The 19703-nt window shown below is 70.6% G+C and carries 17 protein-coding genes; 13 read left to right on the top strand and 4 right to left on the bottom strand.

Features of this window, described 5'->3' with window-relative positions:
• Window positions 1-37 precede the first annotated feature (37 nt).
• Window positions 38-1321, top strand: coding sequence for an MFS transporter (locus J2W20_RS00715; RefSeq protein ID WP_307003714.1), 1284 nt, complete (start codon window positions 38-40; stop codon window positions 1319-1321).
• A gap of 10 nt (window positions 1322-1331) precedes the next feature.
• Here J2W20_RS00715 and J2W20_RS00710 read toward each other — a convergent pair whose 3' ends face one another.
• Window positions 1332-2042 carry an IclR family transcriptional regulator gene (locus J2W20_RS00710; RefSeq protein ID WP_307003713.1) on the bottom strand — a complete coding sequence of 237 codons (711 nt, stop codon included), beginning with the start codon at window positions 2040-2042 and terminating at the stop codon, window positions 1332-1334.
• 336 nt (window positions 2043-2378) lie between these two features.
• Here J2W20_RS00710 and J2W20_RS00705 point away from each other — a divergent pair, with 336 nt between their 5' ends.
• The 3 genes from J2W20_RS00705 to J2W20_RS00695 all read left to right on the top strand — a co-directional run bounded on the left by J2W20_RS00705 (window position 2379) and on the right by J2W20_RS00695 (window position 5195).
• Window positions 2379-3743 carry an MFS transporter gene (locus J2W20_RS00705; RefSeq protein ID WP_307003711.1) on the top strand — a complete coding sequence of 455 codons (1365 nt, stop codon included), beginning with the start codon at window positions 2379-2381 and terminating at the stop codon, window positions 3741-3743.
• A gap of 190 nt (window positions 3744-3933) precedes the next feature.
• The gene (locus J2W20_RS00700) at window positions 3934-4353 is read left to right on the top strand and encodes a hypothetical protein (RefSeq protein ID WP_307003709.1); all 420 of its coding nucleotides are present in this window, start codon (window positions 3934-3936) and stop codon (window positions 4351-4353) included.
• 53 nt (window positions 4354-4406) lie between these two features.
• Entirely contained in the window at window positions 4407-5195 is a 789-nt protein-coding gene (locus J2W20_RS00695; RefSeq protein WP_307003708.1) for an alpha/beta fold hydrolase, read from the top strand.
• A 4-nt stretch (window positions 5196-5199) separates the two neighbouring features.
• On the opposite strand, the gene J2W20_RS00690 is transcribed toward J2W20_RS00695, so the two are convergent.
• Complete coding sequence (locus tag J2W20_RS00690) at window positions 5200-5847, bottom strand: TetR/AcrR family transcriptional regulator (protein ID WP_307003707.1); 648 nt, start codon at window positions 5845-5847, stop codon at window positions 5200-5202.
• Window positions 5848-6028: 181 nt separating this feature from the next.
• Here J2W20_RS00690 and J2W20_RS00685 point away from each other — a divergent pair, with 181 nt between their 5' ends.
• The 7 genes from J2W20_RS00685 to J2W20_RS00655 all read left to right on the top strand — a co-directional run bounded on the left by J2W20_RS00685 (window position 6029) and on the right by J2W20_RS00655 (window position 13930).
• Window positions 6029-7747 carry an amidohydrolase gene (locus J2W20_RS00685; RefSeq protein ID WP_307003705.1) on the top strand — a complete coding sequence of 573 codons (1719 nt, stop codon included), beginning with the start codon at window positions 6029-6031 and terminating at the stop codon, window positions 7745-7747.
• Window positions 7748-7830: 83 nt separating this feature from the next.
• Window positions 7831-8826, top strand: a complete 996-nt coding sequence (locus tag J2W20_RS00680; RefSeq protein WP_307003703.1) for an ABC transporter substrate-binding protein — start codon at window positions 7831-7833, stop codon at window positions 8824-8826.
• 6 nt (window positions 8827-8832) lie between these two features.
• Window positions 8833-9606, top strand: coding sequence for an ABC transporter permease (locus J2W20_RS00675; protein WP_307003702.1), 774 nt, complete (start codon window positions 8833-8835; stop codon window positions 9604-9606).
• On the top strand, window positions 9606-10379 hold the full coding sequence (locus tag J2W20_RS00670) for an ABC transporter permease (RefSeq protein WP_307003700.1): 774 nt from the start codon (window positions 9606-9608) through the stop codon (window positions 10377-10379). Before J2W20_RS00675 ends, J2W20_RS00670 begins: the two co-directional genes overlap by 1 nt.
• A gap of 47 nt (window positions 10380-10426) precedes the next feature.
• Window positions 10427-11242, top strand: a complete 816-nt coding sequence (locus J2W20_RS00665; RefSeq protein ID WP_307004685.1) for an ABC transporter ATP-binding protein — start codon at window positions 10427-10429, stop codon at window positions 11240-11242.
• On the top strand, window positions 11239-12843 hold the full coding sequence (locus J2W20_RS00660; RefSeq protein WP_307003698.1) for a sulfatase family protein: 1605 nt from the start codon (window positions 11239-11241) through the stop codon (window positions 12841-12843). The genes J2W20_RS00665 and J2W20_RS00660 overlap by 4 nt, the downstream gene beginning before the upstream one ends.
• Before the next feature lie 43 nt (window positions 12844-12886).
• Entirely contained in the window at window positions 12887-13930 is a 1044-nt protein-coding gene (locus tag J2W20_RS00655) for a formylglycine-generating enzyme family protein (protein WP_444965527.1), read from the top strand.
• Between the two features lie 282 nt (window positions 13931-14212).
• Here the strand turns inward: J2W20_RS00655 and J2W20_RS00650 are convergent, their stop codons facing one another.
• Together J2W20_RS00650 and J2W20_RS00645 are read right to left on the bottom strand one after the other, a co-directional pair.
• Complete coding sequence (locus J2W20_RS00650; RefSeq protein WP_307003696.1) at window positions 14213-15208, bottom strand: AraC-like ligand-binding domain-containing protein; 996 nt, start codon at window positions 15206-15208, stop codon at window positions 14213-14215.
• On the bottom strand, window positions 15205-15798 hold the full coding sequence (locus J2W20_RS00645) for a TetR/AcrR family transcriptional regulator (RefSeq protein WP_307003694.1): 594 nt from the start codon (window positions 15796-15798) through the stop codon (window positions 15205-15207). The genes J2W20_RS00650 and J2W20_RS00645 overlap by 4 nt, the downstream gene beginning before the upstream one ends.
• A gap of 133 nt (window positions 15799-15931) precedes the next feature.
• Between J2W20_RS00645 and J2W20_RS00640 the strand changes: the two genes are divergently transcribed.
• Both J2W20_RS00640 and J2W20_RS00635 read left to right on the top strand, forming a co-directional pair.
• Complete coding sequence (locus J2W20_RS00640) at window positions 15932-17944, top strand: primary-amine oxidase (RefSeq protein ID WP_307003691.1); 2013 nt, start codon at window positions 15932-15934, stop codon at window positions 17942-17944.
• A gap of 140 nt (window positions 17945-18084) precedes the next feature.
• On the top strand, window positions 18085-19611 hold the full coding sequence (locus J2W20_RS00635) for an APC family permease (protein ID WP_307003689.1): 1527 nt from the start codon (window positions 18085-18087) through the stop codon (window positions 19609-19611).
• The last annotated feature ends 92 nt before the right edge of the window (window positions 19612-19703 follow it).

Raw genomic sequence — 19703 nt, 5'->3', positions numbered from 1 at the left:
GGTGGCAGGGACGCCGTGCCTGTCCTCGAGGTATCCCGTGGCCGTCCGCGTCTCCCTCCTTGCCCGCTACTCCGCGCTCCCGTCCCTCGCGGGGGCGGGCTTCATCCCCATCGCCCTCGTGGCCCGGCTCCCGTTGGCGATGCTGACCATCGGCACCCTGGCCCTCGCGTCGGTCGCCTCCGGCTCGTACGCGCTCGGCGGCCTCGCTGCAGGGGCTGTGGGCGTGGGCTCGGCGCTCGGCGCGCCAGCCCTCGGCTGGCTCGCCGACCGGTACGGGCAGCGCAGCACAGTCCTCGTCGCGGGACTCCTCAACGCGGCCGCGACGGTGGCGGTCATCGTCGCGAGCTACCCGGCCGGCGGCCTCCACGAGTCTGCGCCGCTGCCGCTCATGACCGCCTCGCTCCTGGCGGGGCTGACCCTTCCGCAGGTCGGTCCGCTCGCCCGCGCACGGTGGATGGCCCTCACCGCCCGGCGTCCGCTGCGCGAGCTCGAGCGCGATGCGGCCTTCTCCTACGAGAGCACGGCCGACGAGCTGACGTTCGTCCTCGGCCCCGCCCTGGTCGGAGCCCTCGGGGCGGCCCTCGCACCTTGGCTCCCGCTGGCCCTGGCCGCCGCCCTCACGGCCGTGTTCGTGACCGCGTTCGCGCTGCACCCCACCGCGAGCGCCGTGCACCCGGCCACGCGGGCTGCCCACCCGGCCAGTGAGAGGACGCCGGCCAGCGACCAGGCGCCGGCCGGGGCACGGACTGTCGGGGGCTGGGGCCCCGTCGCGCTGCCGGTCGGGGGAATGCTCGCGATGGGCGCCTTCTTCGGCAGTACGCAGACCGCACTGACCGCCTTCGCCGGCGAGCGCGGCGCGGCGGAGATCGCCGGGCTCCTCTACGCGGCGCTGGGCCTGACCTCCGCCGTCGCGGCACTCAGCGTTGCCGCCTGGCCTGCGGGGTTCACCCTCGCCGCGCGCTGGGCGGCCTGCGCTGGGGCCCTGACGGCACTGGCGTTCCTCATGCTCGTGCCCCACTCCCTCGGGGCGATGGCGGCCGTGATGCTCCTGATCGGCCTGCCCGTCGGCCCCATCATGGTCACGGTCTACGGCCTCGGCGGCCGGTTGGCGCCCCCCGGCCGCATGGGCACGGCCATGACTGCGCTCGCCAGCGGCCTCGTCGCAGGCGTCGCCCTGGGAGCAGGCACCGCCGGGGCCCTTGCGGAGGGCGGCGGTGCGGCCGCGGCGTTCGCCGCGCCCCTCGCCTCGGCCGGCGCACTCATGCTGCTCGGCACGGCGGCCCTGCTCCTGCCGCGCGGGCGCGCCCGGGCCGCGGCCTGAGCCGGCGGCGCTAGCCGACGGCGTGCGCGATGCGGCCGGCTGCGGCGAGGAGGGCGGCGCCGATGGGCGCCGGCTCGACGGCGGTCCCGAGGTAGACCACGGCAAGCGCCGCGGGCCGGTGGTGCGGCAGGATCAGGGGGACGGCCACGGAGGACAGACCGGGGATCACCTCGTCGTGGCTGAGCGCGTAGCCGCGTTCCCGGGACTCGTCCGACTCCGCGCGGTAGGGCACGTCGGGCACCCGCTGCTGCCACTCCTCCCGCCCGAGGGCGGACTGGATGGCGATACCGGGGCCGCCCCGGTCCAGGGGGTGCCTGGTCCCCGGGTGCTGGGCGAGGGTCGCGCCGTTGTGCTGGGGCTCGACCGTGGCGAGGGTGATGCAGTCGGTGCGGTCCCAGACGGCCACGAAGGCGGTCATGTGCAGCTCGGCCGCGAGCCGGCCGAGCTCCGGCAGGGCCGCCGCCTGGAGGTCCCGAGAGACCGAGCGGGCGAGCACAGCGAGGCCCGCTCCGGGCTGCAGCCGGCCCGAGTCGTCGCGCGTCACGAGCGCGTGGTCCTCGAGCGTGCGCACGATCCGGTAGGCGATCGAGCGGTGCACGTCGAGCGCCGAGGAGAGCTCGGCAATGGTCAGGGGGCTGCGCGCCTCCGCGAGGAGCTCGAGGGCGCGGATGCCCCGGGAGAGCGTCTGGGAGTGGGGGCCGGTCTCGGCGGTGCGTGGCATGGGATCCTCTGCAGCTGGCTGGGTCGCGGCGTTCCGCGCTCGGCGCTGTCCGATATCAGCAACCTCTGTTCCATTATCGAACGTCTTGGCCCAGTATCGGGCACATCGGGCTGGTGCGGCAACGCAGGGCGCCGTTCGGCGCGCCGCAGGTGCCGCTCGCCGCACCGCGCCACGTCGGGCCCCGGACCGCCTGTGTGCCATCTCACAGTCATGTATTCTGCCTTTGTTGACCGACCAATCGGTTGGTAAATCGAGCGGTCGGGACGCCCACCGGCGTCCGCCGTCAACGGTTCGCCCCTCCGCGGGGCATTCGCACCCTAGAACCACGGAGTCCCAATGACCCAGGCAGTCAACGCCTCCCAGCCCACCTCCGCGATGTCGCGCGAGGAGCGTCGGGTCCTGGCTGGCACCCTCGTCGGCACCACCATCGAGTGGTACGACTTCTTCATCTACGCCCAGGCGGCCGGCGTCGTGCTCGGTCCGCTCTTCCTCGCCCCCGTAGCGAAGGAGAACCCGGGCCTGTCCCAGGTGATCGCCTTCGCGACGATCGGCATCTCGTTCCTCTTCCGCCCCCTCGGCGCGATCGTGGCCGGCCATCTCGGCGACCGGCTCGGCCGCAAGAAGATGCTCGTGTTCACGCTCATCATGATGGGCCTGTCCACCTCGCTCATCGGCGTCCTGCCCACCTACGCCCAGGTCGGCGCGCTCGCACCGCTCCTGCTCATCCTCCTGCGGGTGCTCCAGGGCTTCTCCGCCGGTGGCGAATGGGGCGGCGCCGCCCTCATGTCGGTCGAGCACGCGCCCAAGGGCCGCCGCGGCTACTTCGGCGCCTACCCGCAGATCGGCGTCCCGATCGGCATGATCCTCGCGACCTTCACGCTGTGGATCCTCACCACCATGATGGGGCCGGCGTTCGTCCAGTGGGGGTGGCGCCTGCCGTTCCTGTTCTCAATCGTCCTCATCGCCGTCGGCTACCTGATCCGCCGCGCCGTCGAGGAGAGCCCGGTCTTCCTGCAGCTCCAGGAGCGCCGCAAGGAGTCCTCGGCGCCCCTCGGGCAGCTCTTCCGCCACAACTGGAAGGAAGTCGCCCTCACCGCGGTCATCTTCATCGCCAACAACGCCGCCGGCTACCTGTTGATCGCCTACTTCGCCACCTACGCGGTGAAGAACCTCAAGATGGACCAGCCCACGGTGCTGCTGGCGACGACGCTCGCCTCGTTCGGCTGGCTCATTTTCACCCTCTGGGGCGGCGTGGTCTCCGACAGGCTCGGCCGCATCCGCACGTTCCAGATCGGCTACGCCTTCCTCGCCCTGTGGGCGGTGCCGATGTGGTTCCTCATCGACACGAAGAACATCGTCTGGTACTTCGTGGCGCTCTTCGTGATGACGTTCGGACTCGGCCTCTCCTACGGTCCCCAGTCCGCGCTCTACGCCGAGATGTTCCCGGCGAAGGTGCGGTACTCGGGCGTCTCGATCGGCTACGCCCTCGGCGCGATCCTGGGCGGCGCCTTCGCCCCGATGATCGCCGAGATGCTCATGAACCAGTTCAAGATGTCCTGGACGATCGGCGCCTACATCGCCGTCGCCGCCGTGATCTCCCTCGTGGGCGTCTCGCTCGTGAAGGAGACCAAGGGGGTCGACCTCCATGTCGCCGACGCGCACGAGGACTACGTCCGCGAGCACCCCGAGGCCGCGCACTGACCGTGCGCCCTCGCTGACCCCGGCGCCTCGCTGACCCCTGCCGCTCGCTCGCACCGGGCGCTGCTGGCACTGGCGCACGACGGCGGGCCCTCCCACGCGGGAGGGCCCGCCGTCGCGCTGTGCGCGGGTGGTCAAGGTCGGTGCGCTGTGGCCGAAGCCCCTAGCTCACTCAGCCTGTGATGCTCGTGGCATGGACATGAGGACGGTGCCCGAACGGCGTTCCGGCCGCTGGGCTGCCGCGGCGGCCGCAGCCGCCGGGGCAGCCCACCTCGCCATGGTTCCCGGCGGCGGATGGATGGCAGCGCTCGGGGCGGCCATGGCCGCGGCCTGCCTGCCCTGCGCGTGGCACCTCTGGCGCCGGCCGAGCCTGGGCGCCGCCCGCACCGTGATCGGGATGTCGCTGGCCATGGTGCTCGTGCACGGTGCGCTCCTGCTCTCCGGCGGCCCCGGGGGCGGCCACGCGCACGCCCACCACCCGTCCGCGGGGACGGTGGATGCCCATGCAGGGGCCATGCTCGCCATCATCGCGGTCGAGCTCGGCACCGCCCTCCTCGCCGCCGCCTGGGTGCGCCGGCAGCGGACGTCGCGCGCCGCCGTCGTGCCCCGCTGAGGGGTGCGCCACATCGGAGCCGCCCCCGCGCCGTGCGGCGGTAGGGTGTGCCGGTGAGCACGACCGCGAACCCCGCCGATGGCACCGAGATCTCCTACGACGCCGTCGGCGAGGGGCCCGCCGTCGTCCTCCTCCACGGCTCCGCCCTGTCGAAGGCGATCTGGCGCGGACTCGGCTACGTGAAGGCGCTGGAGGGCTTCAGGGTGGTGCGGATCGACCTCCGCGGCCACGGGCGCAGCGGCACGCCGGCCGCCCCCGAGGCGTACCGGATGGCGCTGCACACCGGCGACGTCCTCGCCGTCCTCGACGCCGAGAGAATCGGCCGGGCCCATCTGGTGGGGTACTCACTCGGCGCACGGGTCGCGTTCTCCCTCGCCGCCGGGGCCCCCGCGCGTGCGGCCTCGCTCACGGCGCTGGGCGGCACGTACCGGCCCCAGCGCGGCGAGGTGGCCAAGGTCTTCTTCCCCGGCTACCTCGGGGCCCTGCGCTCGGGCGGCATGCACGCCTTCGTCGAGGGGCTCGAGGCCAGCGGGAAGGCGGTGGACCCGGCCACGCGCCAGGCGTTCCTCGCGAACGACGCCGGGGCGCTCGCCGCGTGCTTCACCGGAACCGAGGAGGACCCCGGGCTGCCCGAGGCCGTGCTCGCCCAGCTCGCGCTGCCTGCCCTCCTCATGGCGGGCACCCGGGACCCCCAGCGGCTCGAGGACTCGCGCCGCGCGGCCGAGATCATGCCGGACGCCCGGTTCGTCGAGCTTCCCGGGCGGGCGCACGCCGGGACGCTCGCACCGGCGGGCCCGATCCTGGAGGTGCTCGTGCCGTTCCTGTCCGGAAGCTCTCGCTGACCCCTCAGGTCCCGCTGGCGGCAGAGTCCGAAGCGGCAGCGTCCGACCGTGCGAGGAGTTCCACGAGCGAATCCGCGAGGAGTGCAATCAGCGCTTGCGATCGCTCCGTGTCGGGATCGGCGATGTGCTGCATGCTGATGCCGTCGATGCCGGAGATGAACAGCCGCGCGACGAGGTCGAGGTGGAGCGGCACGTCCTGTCCCGAGGCTCTGCACGCCGATGCAAACAGCTCCGCGGTCGAGGTGACCCATCCCTCGTACATCGAGCGGTTCTGGGCCCGCGCCACCGGCTCTGATTCGGGAGGTTCGCGGAAGCGGCGGAGAAGGAGCTCGAAAGTGGTCACCTGTTCGTGGGGGCGCTCGAGCATGCGGTCCCAGATCCGTTGGGCATGCTGCCGGATCACGCGGGGGAGGCCGGCACCGAGGTCCTCGATGGGGGTCAGGCTCTTCGCGTAGTCACGGCTCAGGAAGTTGTAGACCTCTTCGAGGAGCGCGTCCTTATTCCGGAAGCAGTAGTGGAGCGCGGCCAGCGGCGCATCGGCCTCGGCCGCAATGCGCCTCGTCGTCGCAGCAGGCAGGCCCTCCGCGGCGATCACCCGCGCGGCAGCCTCGACGAACTGCATCCTCCGCTCCTCGGCGGGAATCCTGGGCATTGGTCCCTCCCCCTGTCATCAGCGTCCATCCTAGGCGCGGGCCGACTTGCCGCCGTGGCGCGACGGACTCAGGACAAGCCTACAACTGAACTTGGTCACTTGACCTAGTCAAACGATCCAGTCATGGTGCATGATGTTGTCCGGATCACATTCGTACCCGCTAGACGACGAGGAGATGACAGTGGCGCGATATACCGACACGACGCCCCTCGCAGACATGGCGATCGTCAACGCCCAAGTCCTGCCTATGGATCCCGCGGGCCGGGGGAGCAGCGCGGACGGACCCGTCGCGGATGCGCTCGCGGTCCGTGAAGGCCGCATCCTCGCCGTCGGCACCGCGGATGTCGCCGCCGTCATCGGCCCTCGCACCACGGTGGTGGACGCGAAGGGCGGGGCGGTGCTGCCGGGGATCAACGACTCCCACCTGCACTTCACCGGCGCCGCCATGTCGACCTTCGGCTACCTCGACATCTCCGCGGCAGTGGCACCCAGCTGGGACGGCATTGTGGACCTCCTACGCCGCGCGGAGCCGGGAGCCGACGGGTGGATTCGCGCCCGAGGCTGGGACGACGTGCTCATTGGCGACGCGGCCGGCCAGATCCTCGACGTCCGCTCCGACACGCCGATCGTCGCCTTCGACCAGACCGGCCACCAGCTCGTGGCCAACCGGGAGGCGCTGCGCAGGGCGGGACTCACGGCGGCGGCCCACGACCCGGCGGGCGGCGTCATCGGTCGCGACGGGCTCGGCGAGCTGAATGGCCTGTTCCAGGACGCCGCAATGGAGCTCCTCAACCGCGCACTCCCTCCCGTCCCGCGCACAGCGCTCAGGGACGCGATGCTCGCGATGCAGCGCCGGATGCACGCCCAGGGAATCACCTCCTTCACCGAGCCGGGCCTCGGACCCGCCTGCGCAGGGCTCCTCGACGGGTCCGGCTCGACCGAGGCGATCCATCTCCTCGGCGACCTCGCACAATCGGGTGAGCTCACCCTGCGCGCGACGGTGCTGATGCTGTTCGCCGGCACGGGGGGTGCGGACAGCACGGCCATCATGGCCGGCCTCGCGAGCGGGCTGGGCCACGCGTACACCGACCGCGGGATCGACCCCGAGCGGCTCCGAATCGCAGGCGTCAAGGTCTTCGCGGACGGCATCCCGCGCAGCGGCACGGCCTGGATGAACGAGCCCTACGGCGACCACTGCACCCACGGCAGCCTCGTCATCGCTGGTGCCACCGATGCGGACCGACTCGAGGAGCTGGGCCAGATCTTGGCTGCGATCGATGGGGCAGGGCTGCAGGCCGGCATCCACGCGACGGGAGATGCGGCCACGGAGGCCGCTGTCGCAGCCCTCATCGCGCGGACGGATGCACGGGTCAATCGCCACTACATCATCCACGGCGCTTTCAGCGGCCAGGAGACCCTCGACGGCATGGCGCGGCACGGGATCGGCTACAGCACCAATCCGCTCATCCGCCATGGCGCCGGCGACGCGATGCGCCGTATCCTCGGCGACAAACGGTTCGCCCGACACCAGCCCCTCCGCACGGCCTCCCAGACAGGAGTTCGCTTCACGCTGGCCTCGGACGCGCCCGTGGCCAGCACTGACTGGCGCGAGACAATCGTCGCGGCCGTCCGGCGCGGAACGCGAACCTCGCCCGGAACGCCCGGTGATCCCGAGAGCATCCATGGAACCGAGGCCCTTGCCGCCATGACGGCGCAAGCCTCATGGCAGGACCACATGGAGCACGTCAAGGGCGTGCTCTCTCCGGGCATGGCAGCGGATGTGTGCGTTCTCTCCGCTCCATGGCCCGATGACGCGAACATTGAGGATCTCCTCGCCATGGAGGTGGTCCTCACCCTCGCGGCGGGCATCCCCGTCCACGCAGAGGCCCTGCTGGATTGACACCTACAGTGCTCGCCTGCCGCCCTTCATGTTCGCCTGACACCCGTTTCCACGCCACCCTTCAACCTCTCGAGGAGAGAACCATGCGACGTAGCATCCCCGCGGCCCTGGCCGCAATCCTCGCCCTGACGCTGTCCGCCTGCGGCGGCGCTGCATCATCGAGCACGGCCTCCGGCGGCAACGATGGCATCACAACTCTCAAAGTCGGCACGATCGGCATCGGGAGCGATGCGGCCATCAAGCTCGCTGTCGACAAGGGCTTCTTCAAGGAGCAGGGCCTCGACGTCAAGACATCAGTCGTTGCGAATCCGCCAGCGGGCATCGCCGCCGCGCAGAGCGGCCAACTCGACCTGACCTATACCCCTTCGATTCCCCTTCTGAATGCGCTCGGAAACAACGTCCCCCTCACCGTCGTGGCGGCTGCCGACGGATACTCCGACCAGGCGATGGCGAGCAAGGACATGACCAAGGTCGACGACACGGGCCTCCTCGTCGCGAAGGACTCGCCCATTCAGCGTCCCAAGGACCTCGAGGGCAAATCGGTGTCGGTGCCGGCACGCAAGGCGCAGCTCGAGGTCACAGTGAGCAAGCTCGTCAAGGACGACGGCGGGGACCCATCCAGGGTCAACTGGATGGTCCTCGATCCCTCCTCGGCCCTCCAGTCCCTCAACTCCGGACGAGTCGACGCGGCCTCGCTCGTGGCGCCATTCGTATCCAAAGCCATCTCGGAGGGCGACCGCCTCCTGGCCTCACCCGGAGTGGCCTTCTTCAAAGCGGGCGCGGTGGGCATCTGGGTCACTGGCAAGAGCGCGCTGGCCAAGGAGAAAAAAGCCATCGAGGGATTCCGAACTGCGATCTACAAGGCCAACGCCTACGCAAATGCTCACATCGATGAGGCCCAGCAGCTCAGCGCCCAGATCACCAACAACCCGGTCGACGTCATCAAGGCCGGCGCGGTGAACTACTGGCCCGACAAGGTCACCATCGACGATATCCAGCGCGTTGATGACGCGATGGCGAGTCTCGGCTACCTCAAGGAGCCCGTCAAGCTCCCCGCTGACCTCATCCTGGGAAGCTGACCGCCCGTGAGAACGTCCCTCAAGCCCACAGCGGTCGGCGCCGCCGGCATCGCGTCAGCGCTGCTGATCTGGCAGCTCGCTGCACTCTCCCGAGCGGCGGGGGGCTCGCTTCCGCAGCTCGGCCGGGTGATCGGTGAGCTCGGATCGCTCGTCGGCAGTCCCGACTTCTGGTCTGCGGCCGGCGCTACGATCGGCATCGCACTCCTCGGCCTGGCCGCGGCCGGGGTGTGCGGGGTGACCGTCGGCATCCTCGTGGGAAGCTTCGAACCGGTGCGCTACGCGACCCGGGTCGTCCTCGAGTTCCTCAAGCCCGTCCCGCCCATCGTGATCCTGCCACTCGTGGTGCTGGTCCTCGGGCCCACCGGAGAAATGTCGTGGTTCCTCGTGTTCCTCGGCTGCCTGCTCCCGATCACCATGCAGACGGTTGACGGCGTCCACAGCACCGACCCCGTCGCGCGGGACACCGCGCGTTCCTACGGCATGCCGCCTGCGGAGATCCTCTCCCGAATCGTGCTGCCGAGCGCCCTTCCGTACATCGGGACCGCAGTCCGGGTCACCGCCCCGGCTTCCCTCATCATCACGGTGGTGGCCGGGCTGCTCGGCGGCGGCCCCGGGCTCGGACAGAGCCTGTACCTCGCTCAGGCAGGAGGGGACTACGCCACCATGTACGCGCTGGTGGTGATCCTCGGCGTCCTAGGGCTGCTGTTCCAGGCGGCGACGCGGGCCGCTGAACGTCGGCTGCTCCATTGGCATGAGTCCTACCGAGAGGCGGTGCACTGATGAAACGCATCATCCTGTGGATCCTGGGCGCGGGGACACCGGCCGCTCTATTCGCGGCATGGTGGATCGCCTCGGCGGGTTCGACCGACACATTCTTCCCTCCGCTCGCAGACATCCTTGATCGCTTCCGCGCGCTGTGGCTCTTCGACCACTTCGGCTCGGACGTTCTCGTGAGCCTCCGCAATCTCGCCGTCGGCTACATCCTCGCGGGCGTCGCCGCCGTCCTCGTCGGGTTTGTGACGGCGCTCGCCTCGCCCATCCGCTGGGCGATTGACCCAGTCATCCATTTCCTGCGGGGCATCCCGCCGGTCGCGCTCGTGCCAATCTTCATCTCCCTCATGGGCTTCGGCCCTGAGATGCGGATCACGAGCATCGCGCTCGCGGCGTTCTTCCCCACGTTCATCGCGACCGTCGACGGACTGCGGGCTGTGGACCGCGGTCTCATCGACGTCACCCGCGTCTACCGTCTCCGTCCGGGGGAACGCGTCTTCTCGGTGCTCCTTCCGGCGGCAGGACCGCAGATCTTCTCGGGCCTCCAGGTGAGCCTGCAGACGGCGTTCGTCGTGATGATCGCCTCGGAGATGCTCGGCCCGTCCCAGGGGATCGGCGCCATGACGCTCCTCGCCCAGCAGAGTTTCATGATCCCGGACATGTGGTCCGGCATCCTCCTACTCGGCGTGATCGGGTTCGCAGCAAACCTCATCTTCGACCTGGTCCGACGGAAGGTCCTGGCCTGGTACATCGGCTCCCGCAGATTGGCTCGTACATCATGACTCCCACCACCTTCAGCCCCCTGACCACCTCCCAGACAGGCCATGCCATGGAAACCAACGCCGTGACGACGTCCGCAGAGCGAGAGAGCACGAGGCAGGCGCGCCTCGAGGTCAGGCATCTCCGCAAGGCCTACGGGACGGGCTCGTCGGCCAAGACGATCATCGAGGACCTCACGTTCAGCGTCGACGCCGGCGAGGTGGTGTGCATCGTCGGCCCTTCCGGCGTCGGCAAGACGACGCTCCTCAAATGTCTGGCCGGCCTCCATCCGGCCACATCGGGCGAGATGCGGATCGATGGCCGCGTCATCAGCGGTCCGCCGCCTGAGATGGCACTCGTGTTCCAGGACTACAGCCGCTCGCTCATGCCATGGCTCACCGTCCGCAAGAACATGATCCTGCCGCTGCGTCACCTGCGGCTGCCCCGTGCTGAACTCAAGGCCCGGTGCGACGAGGCGCTCGAGGCGGTGGGCCTTTCCCACGCCGAGCACCAGTACCCGTGGCAGCTCTCCGGCGGCATGCAGCAGCGGGTCGCGATCGCCCGCGCGCTCGCCTACAGGCCGGAGGTCCTCATCATGGACGAGCCCTTCGCTTCGGTCGACGCCCAGACCCGGTTCGACCTAGAGGACCTCTGCCTGAAGATCCGTGAGGACTTTGGCATGACGATCCTCGTGGTCACCCATGACATTGACGAGGCTGTCTATCTCGCTGACCGCGTGGTGGTGCTCGGGTCGAAGCCGGCACGTGTGCTGAAGATCGCCGACGTCGACCTCCCCGCGCCGCGCGACCAGATCGGCACCCGCTCCCTGCCCCAATTCGCGGCGCAGCGCACCGAGGTCCTCTCCCTCATCAAGAGGCCGGCATGACGCGGCGCCCGAACGTCTTGGTCATCGTCGCCGACCAGCTGCGTGCGGACCATCTGGGCTTCGGGGGCAATACCGTGGTGAAGACGCAGAATCTCGATGCCCTTGCTGATCGGGGAATGGTGTTCGAGAACGCGACCGTGGCCAACCCAACGTGCATGCCCAATCGGGCTTCACTCGTGACGGGACGGTGGCCCTCAGCCCACGGCACGCGATGCAACGGCATCCCGCTGGATCCTGCGTCGCGGACGCTCATGCGCTCGCTGGCCGATACCGGGTACCGCACCTTGGCCGTCGGCAAGCTGCACCACCAGAACATGGGCTGGGAATTCGAGCCCGAGCAACAGGCCGAGATCCGTGCGACGGCGCCGCTCCTTCTGAACACGACTGCCGAGGACGCTCGCCCGCGCAGCGGGCCGGCCGGATGGGACCACTGGGAGGACCGCGCTCGGCACGAGCAGGCGTTCGTGCCGCTCCCGACGGACTACTACGGGTACTCGCACGTCGACCTCATCGTCGGCCACGGGGACCACCCCGGCGGCCACTACCTGCACTGGGCACGGGAGCGAGGGCTCGACCCCGATGCGGTCGGCGGCCCCGACGGATCTGAAGCGGTCTACCCGGGGTGGGATCAGGTCTACCGCACTGCCATCCCGGCGGACCTCCACCCGAGCGCATACATCGGGGAGAAAGCGGTCGAGCATCTCAAAGACGCGGCGGGCCACGACGCGCCGTTCTTCCTGTTCGTCTCGTTTCCCGACCCACACCATCCGTTCTCGCCCCCCGCCGGGTACGACACGCTGTACGATCCGGACAGCATCCCGCTTCCCCTCGGGTTCGACCAGGATCACTCGCGTTCGCCTCGACACATCCGCCACATGGTGTCGCGCCGCGGCGAGCCTGGGACGGATCCGACAATGACATGGGCGGCCACGGCCGAACAGTACAGGCATGCCGCGGCCGCGCAGTACGGACTCATCACGCTCATGGACGAGCAGATCGGGCGGATCCTCGCGGAGCTCGACGCGCAGGGGCTCTCCGAGGACACGATCGTCGTGTTCACCGCAGACCACGGCGACCTGTTCGGTGACCACGGTCTGATGCTCAAGCACTTCTGCCACTACAGGGCCGTGACCAACGTGCCGCTCGTCGTCGCGCTTCCCGGTGCGAGTGCTGGTCCGCGGTCCGCGGCAGGCCGAAGCCGCTCCCTCGTGGCGAGCCCCGACCTCGTGCCAACCCTCATGGAGCTCACCGGAGCGGGACAGTTCCGGGGGATCCAGGGAATCTCGTTCGCGTCGATCCTGCACGGGGGCGAGGACGTGCACCGGCCGGCTCTCCTGATCGAGGAGGATCAGCCGTTCGGGCTGCCCGGGCTGCCGGGGCCAGTGCGCATGCGCACAGTCGTGACCGCTGAGGGGCGCCTCACGCGCTACTTTGGCGCGGGCGAGGTCGAGCTGTACGACCACGCCCTGGACCCGTGGGAGTTGCACAATGTGGCAGGCCAACCTGAGTACGCTGCCCTCGAGCGCCGGCTCACAGAGGCCCTCGTCACCCAGATGGCGAGCCTGGCCGATGAGGGTACAGCCCCCACCGCCGCCGCGTAGCCACAGAGCATAGGCAATCCCGCGAAAGGAAAGGAAGCAGCCGATGACCGGGCACTATCCGGCTTCCTGCAGCCCCGTAGGGGAGTCACCTGAGGAACAGATACCGCGGTGCTGTGCGCCGTCGTCTGCAGCCCTTTCGGCCGATGCCTCCGCACCGGGTGAACCCGGCACCGCCTCGGTGGTCGCGGCCGCCTCGCCGGACCTCGTTGTGACCCGGCGGCCCCGCCCCTCGGCGGTCGGGCACGACGACGTGTGGATCCCCGGCGGTACGTTCCACATGGGCGACGCGTTCGACGAGGGATCTCCCGCCGACGGTGAGCAGCCCGTCCACCGCGTGGCCCTCGAGGGATTCCGCATCGACTCCGCCCCGGTGACGAACGCCCAGTTCGCCGCCTTTGTCGAGGCCACCGGATTCCGGACGGACGCCGAGCACTTCGGCGTCTCGGCCGTGTTCCACCTGCTTGTGGAGGCGCCGCCACCCGCAGTCCTCGGCCCCGTGGCCGGGACGCCATGGTGGTTTACGGTACGGGGGGCGGACTGGGCCCACCCGGGCGGGACACGGTCATCCTGGCGCGACGTCGCCGACCATCCCGTGGTGCACGTCTCGCATCGGGATGCGCTCGTGTATGCCCGGTGGGCCGGCCGCCGCCTGCCCACCGAGGCGGAGTGGGAGTATGCCGCGCGCGGCGGCCTTACGGGCGCCCGCTACCCGTGGGGCGACGAGCTCCTGCCGGGCGGAGAACATCGCTGCAATATCTGGCAGGGCGTCTTCCCGACGGTCAATACGGCCGACGACGGCTGGATCGGGACCTCGCCCGTGCGCACCTACTCTCCGAACGGGTACGGGTTATGGGACACGAGCGGCAATGTCTGGGAATGGTGCGCCGACTGGTTTTCGGCCCGCTACTACCATGTGTCCCCGGAGTCGTCCCCGAAGGGCCCGGCGAGCGGCACGGCCCGTGTGATGCGCGGGGGCTCGTACCTGTGCCATGACTCCTACTGCAACCGCTACCGTGTGGCGGCGCGCAGCTCCAACACTGCCGACTCCTCGAGCGGCAACTGCGGGTTCCGCACCGTCGCCCGTTGACGGACCTCAGTCCCGCTCGGGCCGGCTCGGATCGTATCTTTCTGGGTGCATGGTCCAGCTGGCCCTGGGCACCGAACGTGAAGTGCACCGTGCCCTCGCCGGACGCGGGCGGGAGGGCCTTCGGCCGACCCTTGGGCAGTGGCGTGCGCCCCGCCCCGTGCATTCCAGCATCGCCTCGATGTCCCTGCTGAAGACTGCCAGATCTCGCGCGGGGCGAACGCGGGCTCCCAGCCTGCGCCTCGCTTCCGATTCCCCGGGCGCGGGGCGGCCGGCGGCTGCCGGCTAGCCCTCTCCCGCGCGGTAGGCGGTCGGCGGCAGCCCGTAGGCGGCGCGGAAGATGCGGGAGAAGTGGGCCGAGTCCGTCAGGCCCCAGCGGGAGGCGATCGCGGTCACGGGCCGGTCGGCGAGCACCGGGTCCCGCAGGTCTCGGCGGCACCGCTCGAGGCGACGCTCGCGGATCGACGCCGACACGGTCGTGCCGAGCTCGCGGAAGAGGTCGTGGAGGTGGCGGGTCGAGATGAAGTGCGCGGCCGCGATGGATCCGGGGGAGAGGTCCGGATCGGGCAGGTGCGCCTCGATGTAGTCGTGGATCCGGGCGAGGAGCATCTGGTGCGGGTCGCGGGAGGCCGCCGACCGGGCGTCGAGCTCCCCGTTGAACAGGGTCGTGACGAGGTCCAGTGCGTTGCCCACGAGGCGTGAGCCGTTCGGGCCGGCCACCGCGCCCAGGTTCTCCGAGAGCCGGATGAGGAACGGCGCGACGAGGGCGCCGAGCCCCTCCGAGCCGCTGATGGCGGATGCCGTCACCTGTGCCATGGCGTCGGCGGGCAGGTCCAGCGCGGCGTGCGGGAACATCAGCACGAGCGAGCGGAAGTCGCCGTCGAACGCGAGGGTGTACGGGCGGTCCGTCGAGTAGATCGCGAGACTGCCGGGCGTGAGCACGGCCTCCCGGCCGTCCTGCAGGAGCAGGCCCGTGCCGGCGAGCTGGACGCCGAGCTTGAAGTACTTCCGGTCCGCCGCGGCGATGAGCTCGGGTGTGCGCATGACGGCGTGGCTGCTCGCAGCGATCTCGATCATGCTCGTCTGCTGGGCCGCGAGGTGGCGGCCGCGCATGCTGCCCGTGAAGGCGGAGTGCCGGTCCGCCTCGACGGCCAGGGGGACGAACGAGGCGGAGACGGCACGCCGCCAGGAGTCGAAGTCGTGGGCGACGGTCACCTCGAGCCCGGCCGTCCGGTCTGCCGCCGCGGGGGAGGGCGCCACGGGGGAGAGTGCCACGCTCATGACCGCTCCTCGGGCAGGAGCGCGTCGAGCAGGAGGTCGAGCTGGGCGACGAGCTGGCCGGCACCGTGGTGGGCGGGGGAGAGCGTGGCCGTGATCTGGGCGCCGAGCACGAGGTCCATGACGGCGCCGACCGCCGGCTCGAGGTCCTGTGGTCCGCCGGAGAAGCCCGCCTCGCGCAGGAGGCCTGCGAGCGCTGCCCGCCACTGGTCCATGGAGCGCTCGTGCAGGGCCGCCTTGTCCCGGTCCCTGACTGCCTTGCTCCAGAACGCGATCGCGACCCGCGCCTCGGCGACCCGGTCGTCGTCGAGCGGCAGGATCTCGTGGCAGTAGGCCCGCAGGGCGGCGCGCCCGGAGAGGCCGGCGGTCGCGGCCGCCATCCGGAGGTTGGTCCGGGCGAAGACGTGCTCGAACGCGAAGTCCAGCAGGCCGTCCTTCGAGGTGAAGTACGGCTTGAGCGCGCCGTTGGCGAACCCGGCGGCGGAGGCGATCTCGCGCATCGTGGCGGCGTCGAGGCCCCGCTCGGCAATGACCCGCCACGTCGCATCGACGAGTTCGAGCCGGCGCTGGTCGTGGTCGACGATCTTCGGCATCTGCCCCTCGCAGTCTTCGCCCGTCGGGCCCGGCGGCCCGCGGTCTTTTTTCTACAACCGTTGTGATTCAGCTTACAGGCGGTTATTCTCTACGTCCATAGAAAAAAACTCCGCCGACCCCCTGGAGGATCCGATGAGCATCGACACCACGGCCCACGAGCACCCGGCCCCCGAGCAGCACGCCTGCCACGAGCAGGCCTCCCCGGCGGACGGCGCGGCCGGGCAGTACGCGCTGGCCACGGCCGCCGAGATCGGGGCTGCCCGCGGCATCCTCGAGAGCACGGGCCTCTGGCGGGAGACCACCCGCATCGCCTACCTCGGCCTCGTCGACCCGCCGCGGGGGAGCGGCGCGCCCGGACCGGACGCGCCCGCCGACCGCCGGTTCCGCATCTTCCTGCACGACGTCGGCGGGTCCCGCCCGCGCGATGTCACCCTCTCGGTGACGCGGGGCGAGATCGATTCCGAGACCGAGCTCGACACCTCCGCGACCGGCGAGCTTCCCGTGCTCGAGGAAGAGTTCGAGGTGGTCGAGGAGATCCTTTGTCGTGACGGTCGCTGGCTCGAGGCCCTCGCCGCGCGCGGGCTCGACCCCGCAACGGTCCGCGTCGCCCCGCTCTCCGCGGGCGTCTTCGAGTATCCAGAGGAGAAGGGCCGCAGGATCCTGCGCGGCCTGGCGTTCGTCCAGGAGCACGGCTCCGACAGCCCGTGGGCCCACCCCGTCGACGGCCTCGTGGCCTATGTCGACGTCGTCAGCCGCAGCGTCGACCAGGTCCTCGACTTCGGCGCGGTCCCCGTCCCGGCCGAGCACGGCAACTTCACCGACCCCGAGCTGACCGGGCCGGTGCGGACCACCCAGAAGCCGATCGAGATCACCCAGCCCGAGGGGCCGAGCTTCACGGTCACGGGCGGCAACCACGTCGAGTGGGAGCGCTGGAGCCTCGACGTCGGCTTCGACGTGCGCGAGGGCCTCGTGCTGCACAACATCGCCTTCGACGACGCCGCGGCCGGCAACCCCGGCGACAGGAAGCCGACGCGCCGCCGCCGCATCCTGGACCGTGCCTCGATCGCGGAGATGGTGGTCCCGTACGGCGACCCGTCCCCGGTGCGCTCGTGGCAGAACTACTTCGACACCGGCGAGTACCTCGTGGGCCAGTTCGCCAACTCCCTCGAACTCGGCTGCGACTGCCTGGGCGAGATCACCTACCTCAGCCCCGTGGTGGCCGACGCATTCGGCAACCCGCGCACCATCTCGAACGGGATCTGCATGCACGAGGAGGACGCCTCGATCCTGGCCAAGCACTCGGACCTGTGGAGCGGGGTCAGCTACGTGCGCCGCAACCGCCGCCTCGTCATCAGCTTCTTCACCACGATCGGCAACTACGACTACGGCTTCTACTGGTACCTCTACCTGGACGGCACGATCGAGTTCGAGGCCAAGGCCACCGGCGTCGTGTTCACGTCCGCCCAGCCCTCGGCGGACTACCCGTACTCGTCCGAGATGGCCCCCGGCCTGGGCGCGCCGTTCCACCAGCACCTCTTCAGCGCCCGCCTCGACTTCGCCCTCGACGGCGGCCCGAACCGCGTCGAGGAGGAGGACGCCGTGCGCGTGCCGCTGGGCCCGGGCAACGAGCGCGGCAACGCCTTCACCCGCAGGCGCACCCTCCTGGCCCGCGAGTCCGAGGCGGCGCGCGAGAACGACATGGCGGCCGGCCGCTCCTGGGTCGTCTCCAACCCCACCTCGCTCAACCGCCTCGGCGAGCCCGTGGGCTACAAGATCCACCCGCAGGGCCACCCGACCCTCCTGGCCGACCCGGCGTCGTCGGTCGCGGCCCGGGCCGCCTTCGCGACGAAGGCTCTGTGGGTCACCCGCTACGACGAGGCGGAGCGCTACCCGACCGGCGACTTCGTCAACCAGCACGCCGGGGGCGCCGGCCTGCCGGCGTACCAGGCCCAGGACCGCGACCTCGATGGGACGGACCTCGTCGTGTGGCACACGTTCGGCCTGACCCACTTCCCCCGCCCCGAGGACTGGCCCATCATGCCGGTGGACCACGTGGGCTTCAAGATCCGCCCCGAGGGCTTCTTCGACCGCAGCCCCGTCCTCGACGTCCCCGCCCCGGCGGCCGGCGGCCACTGCCACCGGTAGGGCCGCCGAGGAGCGCCGCCCAGGTAGCGCTCAGGCAGACAAGAGGCGTTCACTGTGGGACAAGTCACGCAGAGGGCGTCCATCGCACGATGGTGGGGCGGCCGCACCGGCCGCCCCACCTCATTGACCTTGGAGGACCCATGAGCATCCCGACGAGCTCCCCGCGTCGGACCAAGGAGGCCACCGTGGCGCAGGCCGCAGCCTCACCGCGTCCGCGCCGCCTCGGAGTCGCCTCCGTGACCCTCATGATCATCGCGGCGTCCGCGCCGCTGACCGTCCTGGCCGGCGGCGTGACGACGACGTTCGCCGTGACCGGCCTGCTGGGCGTCCCGCTGTCCTTCCTCATCCTCGGCGCCATCCTCACGGTCTTCGCGGTCGGCTACGCGGCCATGAGCCGCCACGTGACCAACGCGGGCGCGTTCTACGCCTACGTCTCGCAGGGCATCTCCCGGCCCGCGGGGGTGGGCGCCTCCCTCACGGCCCTCATGTCCTACAACCTCATGCAGGTGGGCATCTACGGCATCTTCGGCTTCACCGTCTCCTCGTTCATCGCGGAGCGGTTCGGCGTGGACGTGCCGTGGTGGGTCCCCATCCTCCTGTGCATCGCGGTCGTCGCGGCGCTCGGCGTCAACCGGGTGGACCTCTCGGCGAAGGTGCTCGGCGCCCTCGTGGCCCTCGAGTTCCTCGTTGTGATCGTGTACGACATCGCCTCGTTCACCGTCGCGCCCGAGGGCGTGACCGCGGCGCCGCTCGCGCCGTCGAGCCTCTTCGTGCCCGGCATCGGCGCCGTGCTCTCCTTCGGCGTCGCGGCCTTCATGGGCTTCGAGTCCGCCGCGATCTACGGCGAGGAAGCCAAGGAGCCCCACCGCACCATCCCGCGCGCCACCTACACCGCGGTCGGCATCATCGCCGTCTTCTACGCCGTCTCCTCGTGGGCCATGGCCGTGGGCACCGGGCCGTCCCAGCTCTTCGACGCCGCGGGCAAGCAGGGCCCGGACCTCGTCTTCTCCTTCCTCGGCGCCCACGTGGGCCAGATCGCCGCGGACGTCGCGCAGGTCCTGTTTATCACGAGCCTCTTCGCGGCGCTGGTGAGCTTCCACAACGCCGTGGCGCGTTACTTCTTCTCGCTCGGCCGCGAGCGGGTCCTGCCGGGCTGGCTTGAGGCCACGAGCCGCCACGGCGCGCCGAAGGCGGGCTCGATCGTGCAGACCGGCATCGCCGTGATCGTGACCATCGCCTTCGCGATGGCGGGCAGCGGCTCCGAGCTCGGCCCGCTGTACCCGGTCCTGACCATGTTCACCTGGCTCACCAACGCCGGCGCGATGGGCCTCGTGCTGCTCATGGCGATCGTCTCGGTGGCCGTGATCGGCTTCTTCCGGCGGCGCCCCGCCCTCCGCGCCGGTGTCTGGACCGCCGTGATCGCCCCGACGCTCGGGGCCGTGGCCCTCGCGGCCGTGTTCTGCCTCATCGTGGCGAACTTCGACGTGCTGCTCGGCCTCACCGAGCCCAGCGCCCTGAGCTGGGTGCTCCCCGCGATCGTGGTCGTCCCCGGCCTGGTCGGCATCCTCTGGGCCCTCCGGCTCCGCCGCGCGGACCCCGCGCTGTACGCGAGGATCGGCCACGGCGAGGAAGGCCGCGCGCACCACCTCGGCGACGAGGAGGACTGATCCGCGGCCTCCCTCCGGGAGCCGCCGTGACTGCAGTGCCGTCACGTCCTACCGTGGACGTGGCGGCACTGTGCTGTGGTGTGCCGTGCAAT

This window comes from Sinomonas atrocyanea (genome assembly GCF_030812675.1).
Lineage (GTDB): Bacteria > Actinomycetota > Actinomycetes > Actinomycetales > Micrococcaceae > Sinomonas > Sinomonas atrocyanea_B.
This window is presented reverse-complemented; position numbering and strand designations above follow the sequence as displayed.

Coding starts and splice junctions, on each gene's coding strand:
- J2W20_RS00680 (WP_307003703.1), top strand. CDS start 7,831: ATGCGACGTAGCATCCCCGCGGCCCTGGCCGCAATCCTCGCCCTGACG.
- J2W20_RS00700 (WP_307003709.1), top strand. CDS start 3,934: ATGGACATGAGGACGGTGCCCGAACGGCGTTCCGGCCGCTGGGCTGCC.
- J2W20_RS00635 (WP_307003689.1), top strand. CDS start 18,085: ATGAGCATCCCGACGAGCTCCCCGCGTCGGACCAAGGAGGCCACCGTG.
- J2W20_RS00650 (WP_307003696.1), bottom strand. CDS start 15,208: ATGAGCGTGGCACTCTCCCCCGTGGCGCCCTCCCCCGCGGCGGCAGAC.
- J2W20_RS00665 (WP_307004685.1), top strand. CDS start 10,427: ATGGAAACCAACGCCGTGACGACGTCCGCAGAGCGAGAGAGCACGAGG.
- J2W20_RS00690 (WP_307003707.1), bottom strand. CDS start 5,847: ATGCCCAGGATTCCCGCCGAGGAGCGGAGGATGCAGTTCGTCGAGGCT.
- J2W20_RS00655 (WP_444965527.1), top strand. CDS start 12,887: ATGACCGGGCACTATCCGGCTTCCTGCAGCCCCGTAGGGGAGTCACCT.
- J2W20_RS00660 (WP_307003698.1), top strand. CDS start 11,239: ATGACGCGGCGCCCGAACGTCTTGGTCATCGTCGCCGACCAGCTGCGT.
- J2W20_RS00670 (WP_307003700.1), top strand. CDS start 9,606: ATGAAACGCATCATCCTGTGGATCCTGGGCGCGGGGACACCGGCCGCT.
- J2W20_RS00640 (WP_307003691.1), top strand. CDS start 15,932: ATGAGCATCGACACCACGGCCCACGAGCACCCGGCCCCCGAGCAGCAC.
- J2W20_RS00645 (WP_307003694.1), bottom strand. CDS start 15,798: ATGCCGAAGATCGTCGACCACGACCAGCGCCGGCTCGAACTCGTCGAT.
- J2W20_RS00705 (WP_307003711.1), top strand. CDS start 2,379: ATGACCCAGGCAGTCAACGCCTCCCAGCCCACCTCCGCGATGTCGCGC.
- J2W20_RS00710 (WP_307003713.1), bottom strand. CDS start 2,042: ATGCCACGCACCGCCGAGACCGGCCCCCACTCCCAGACGCTCTCCCGG.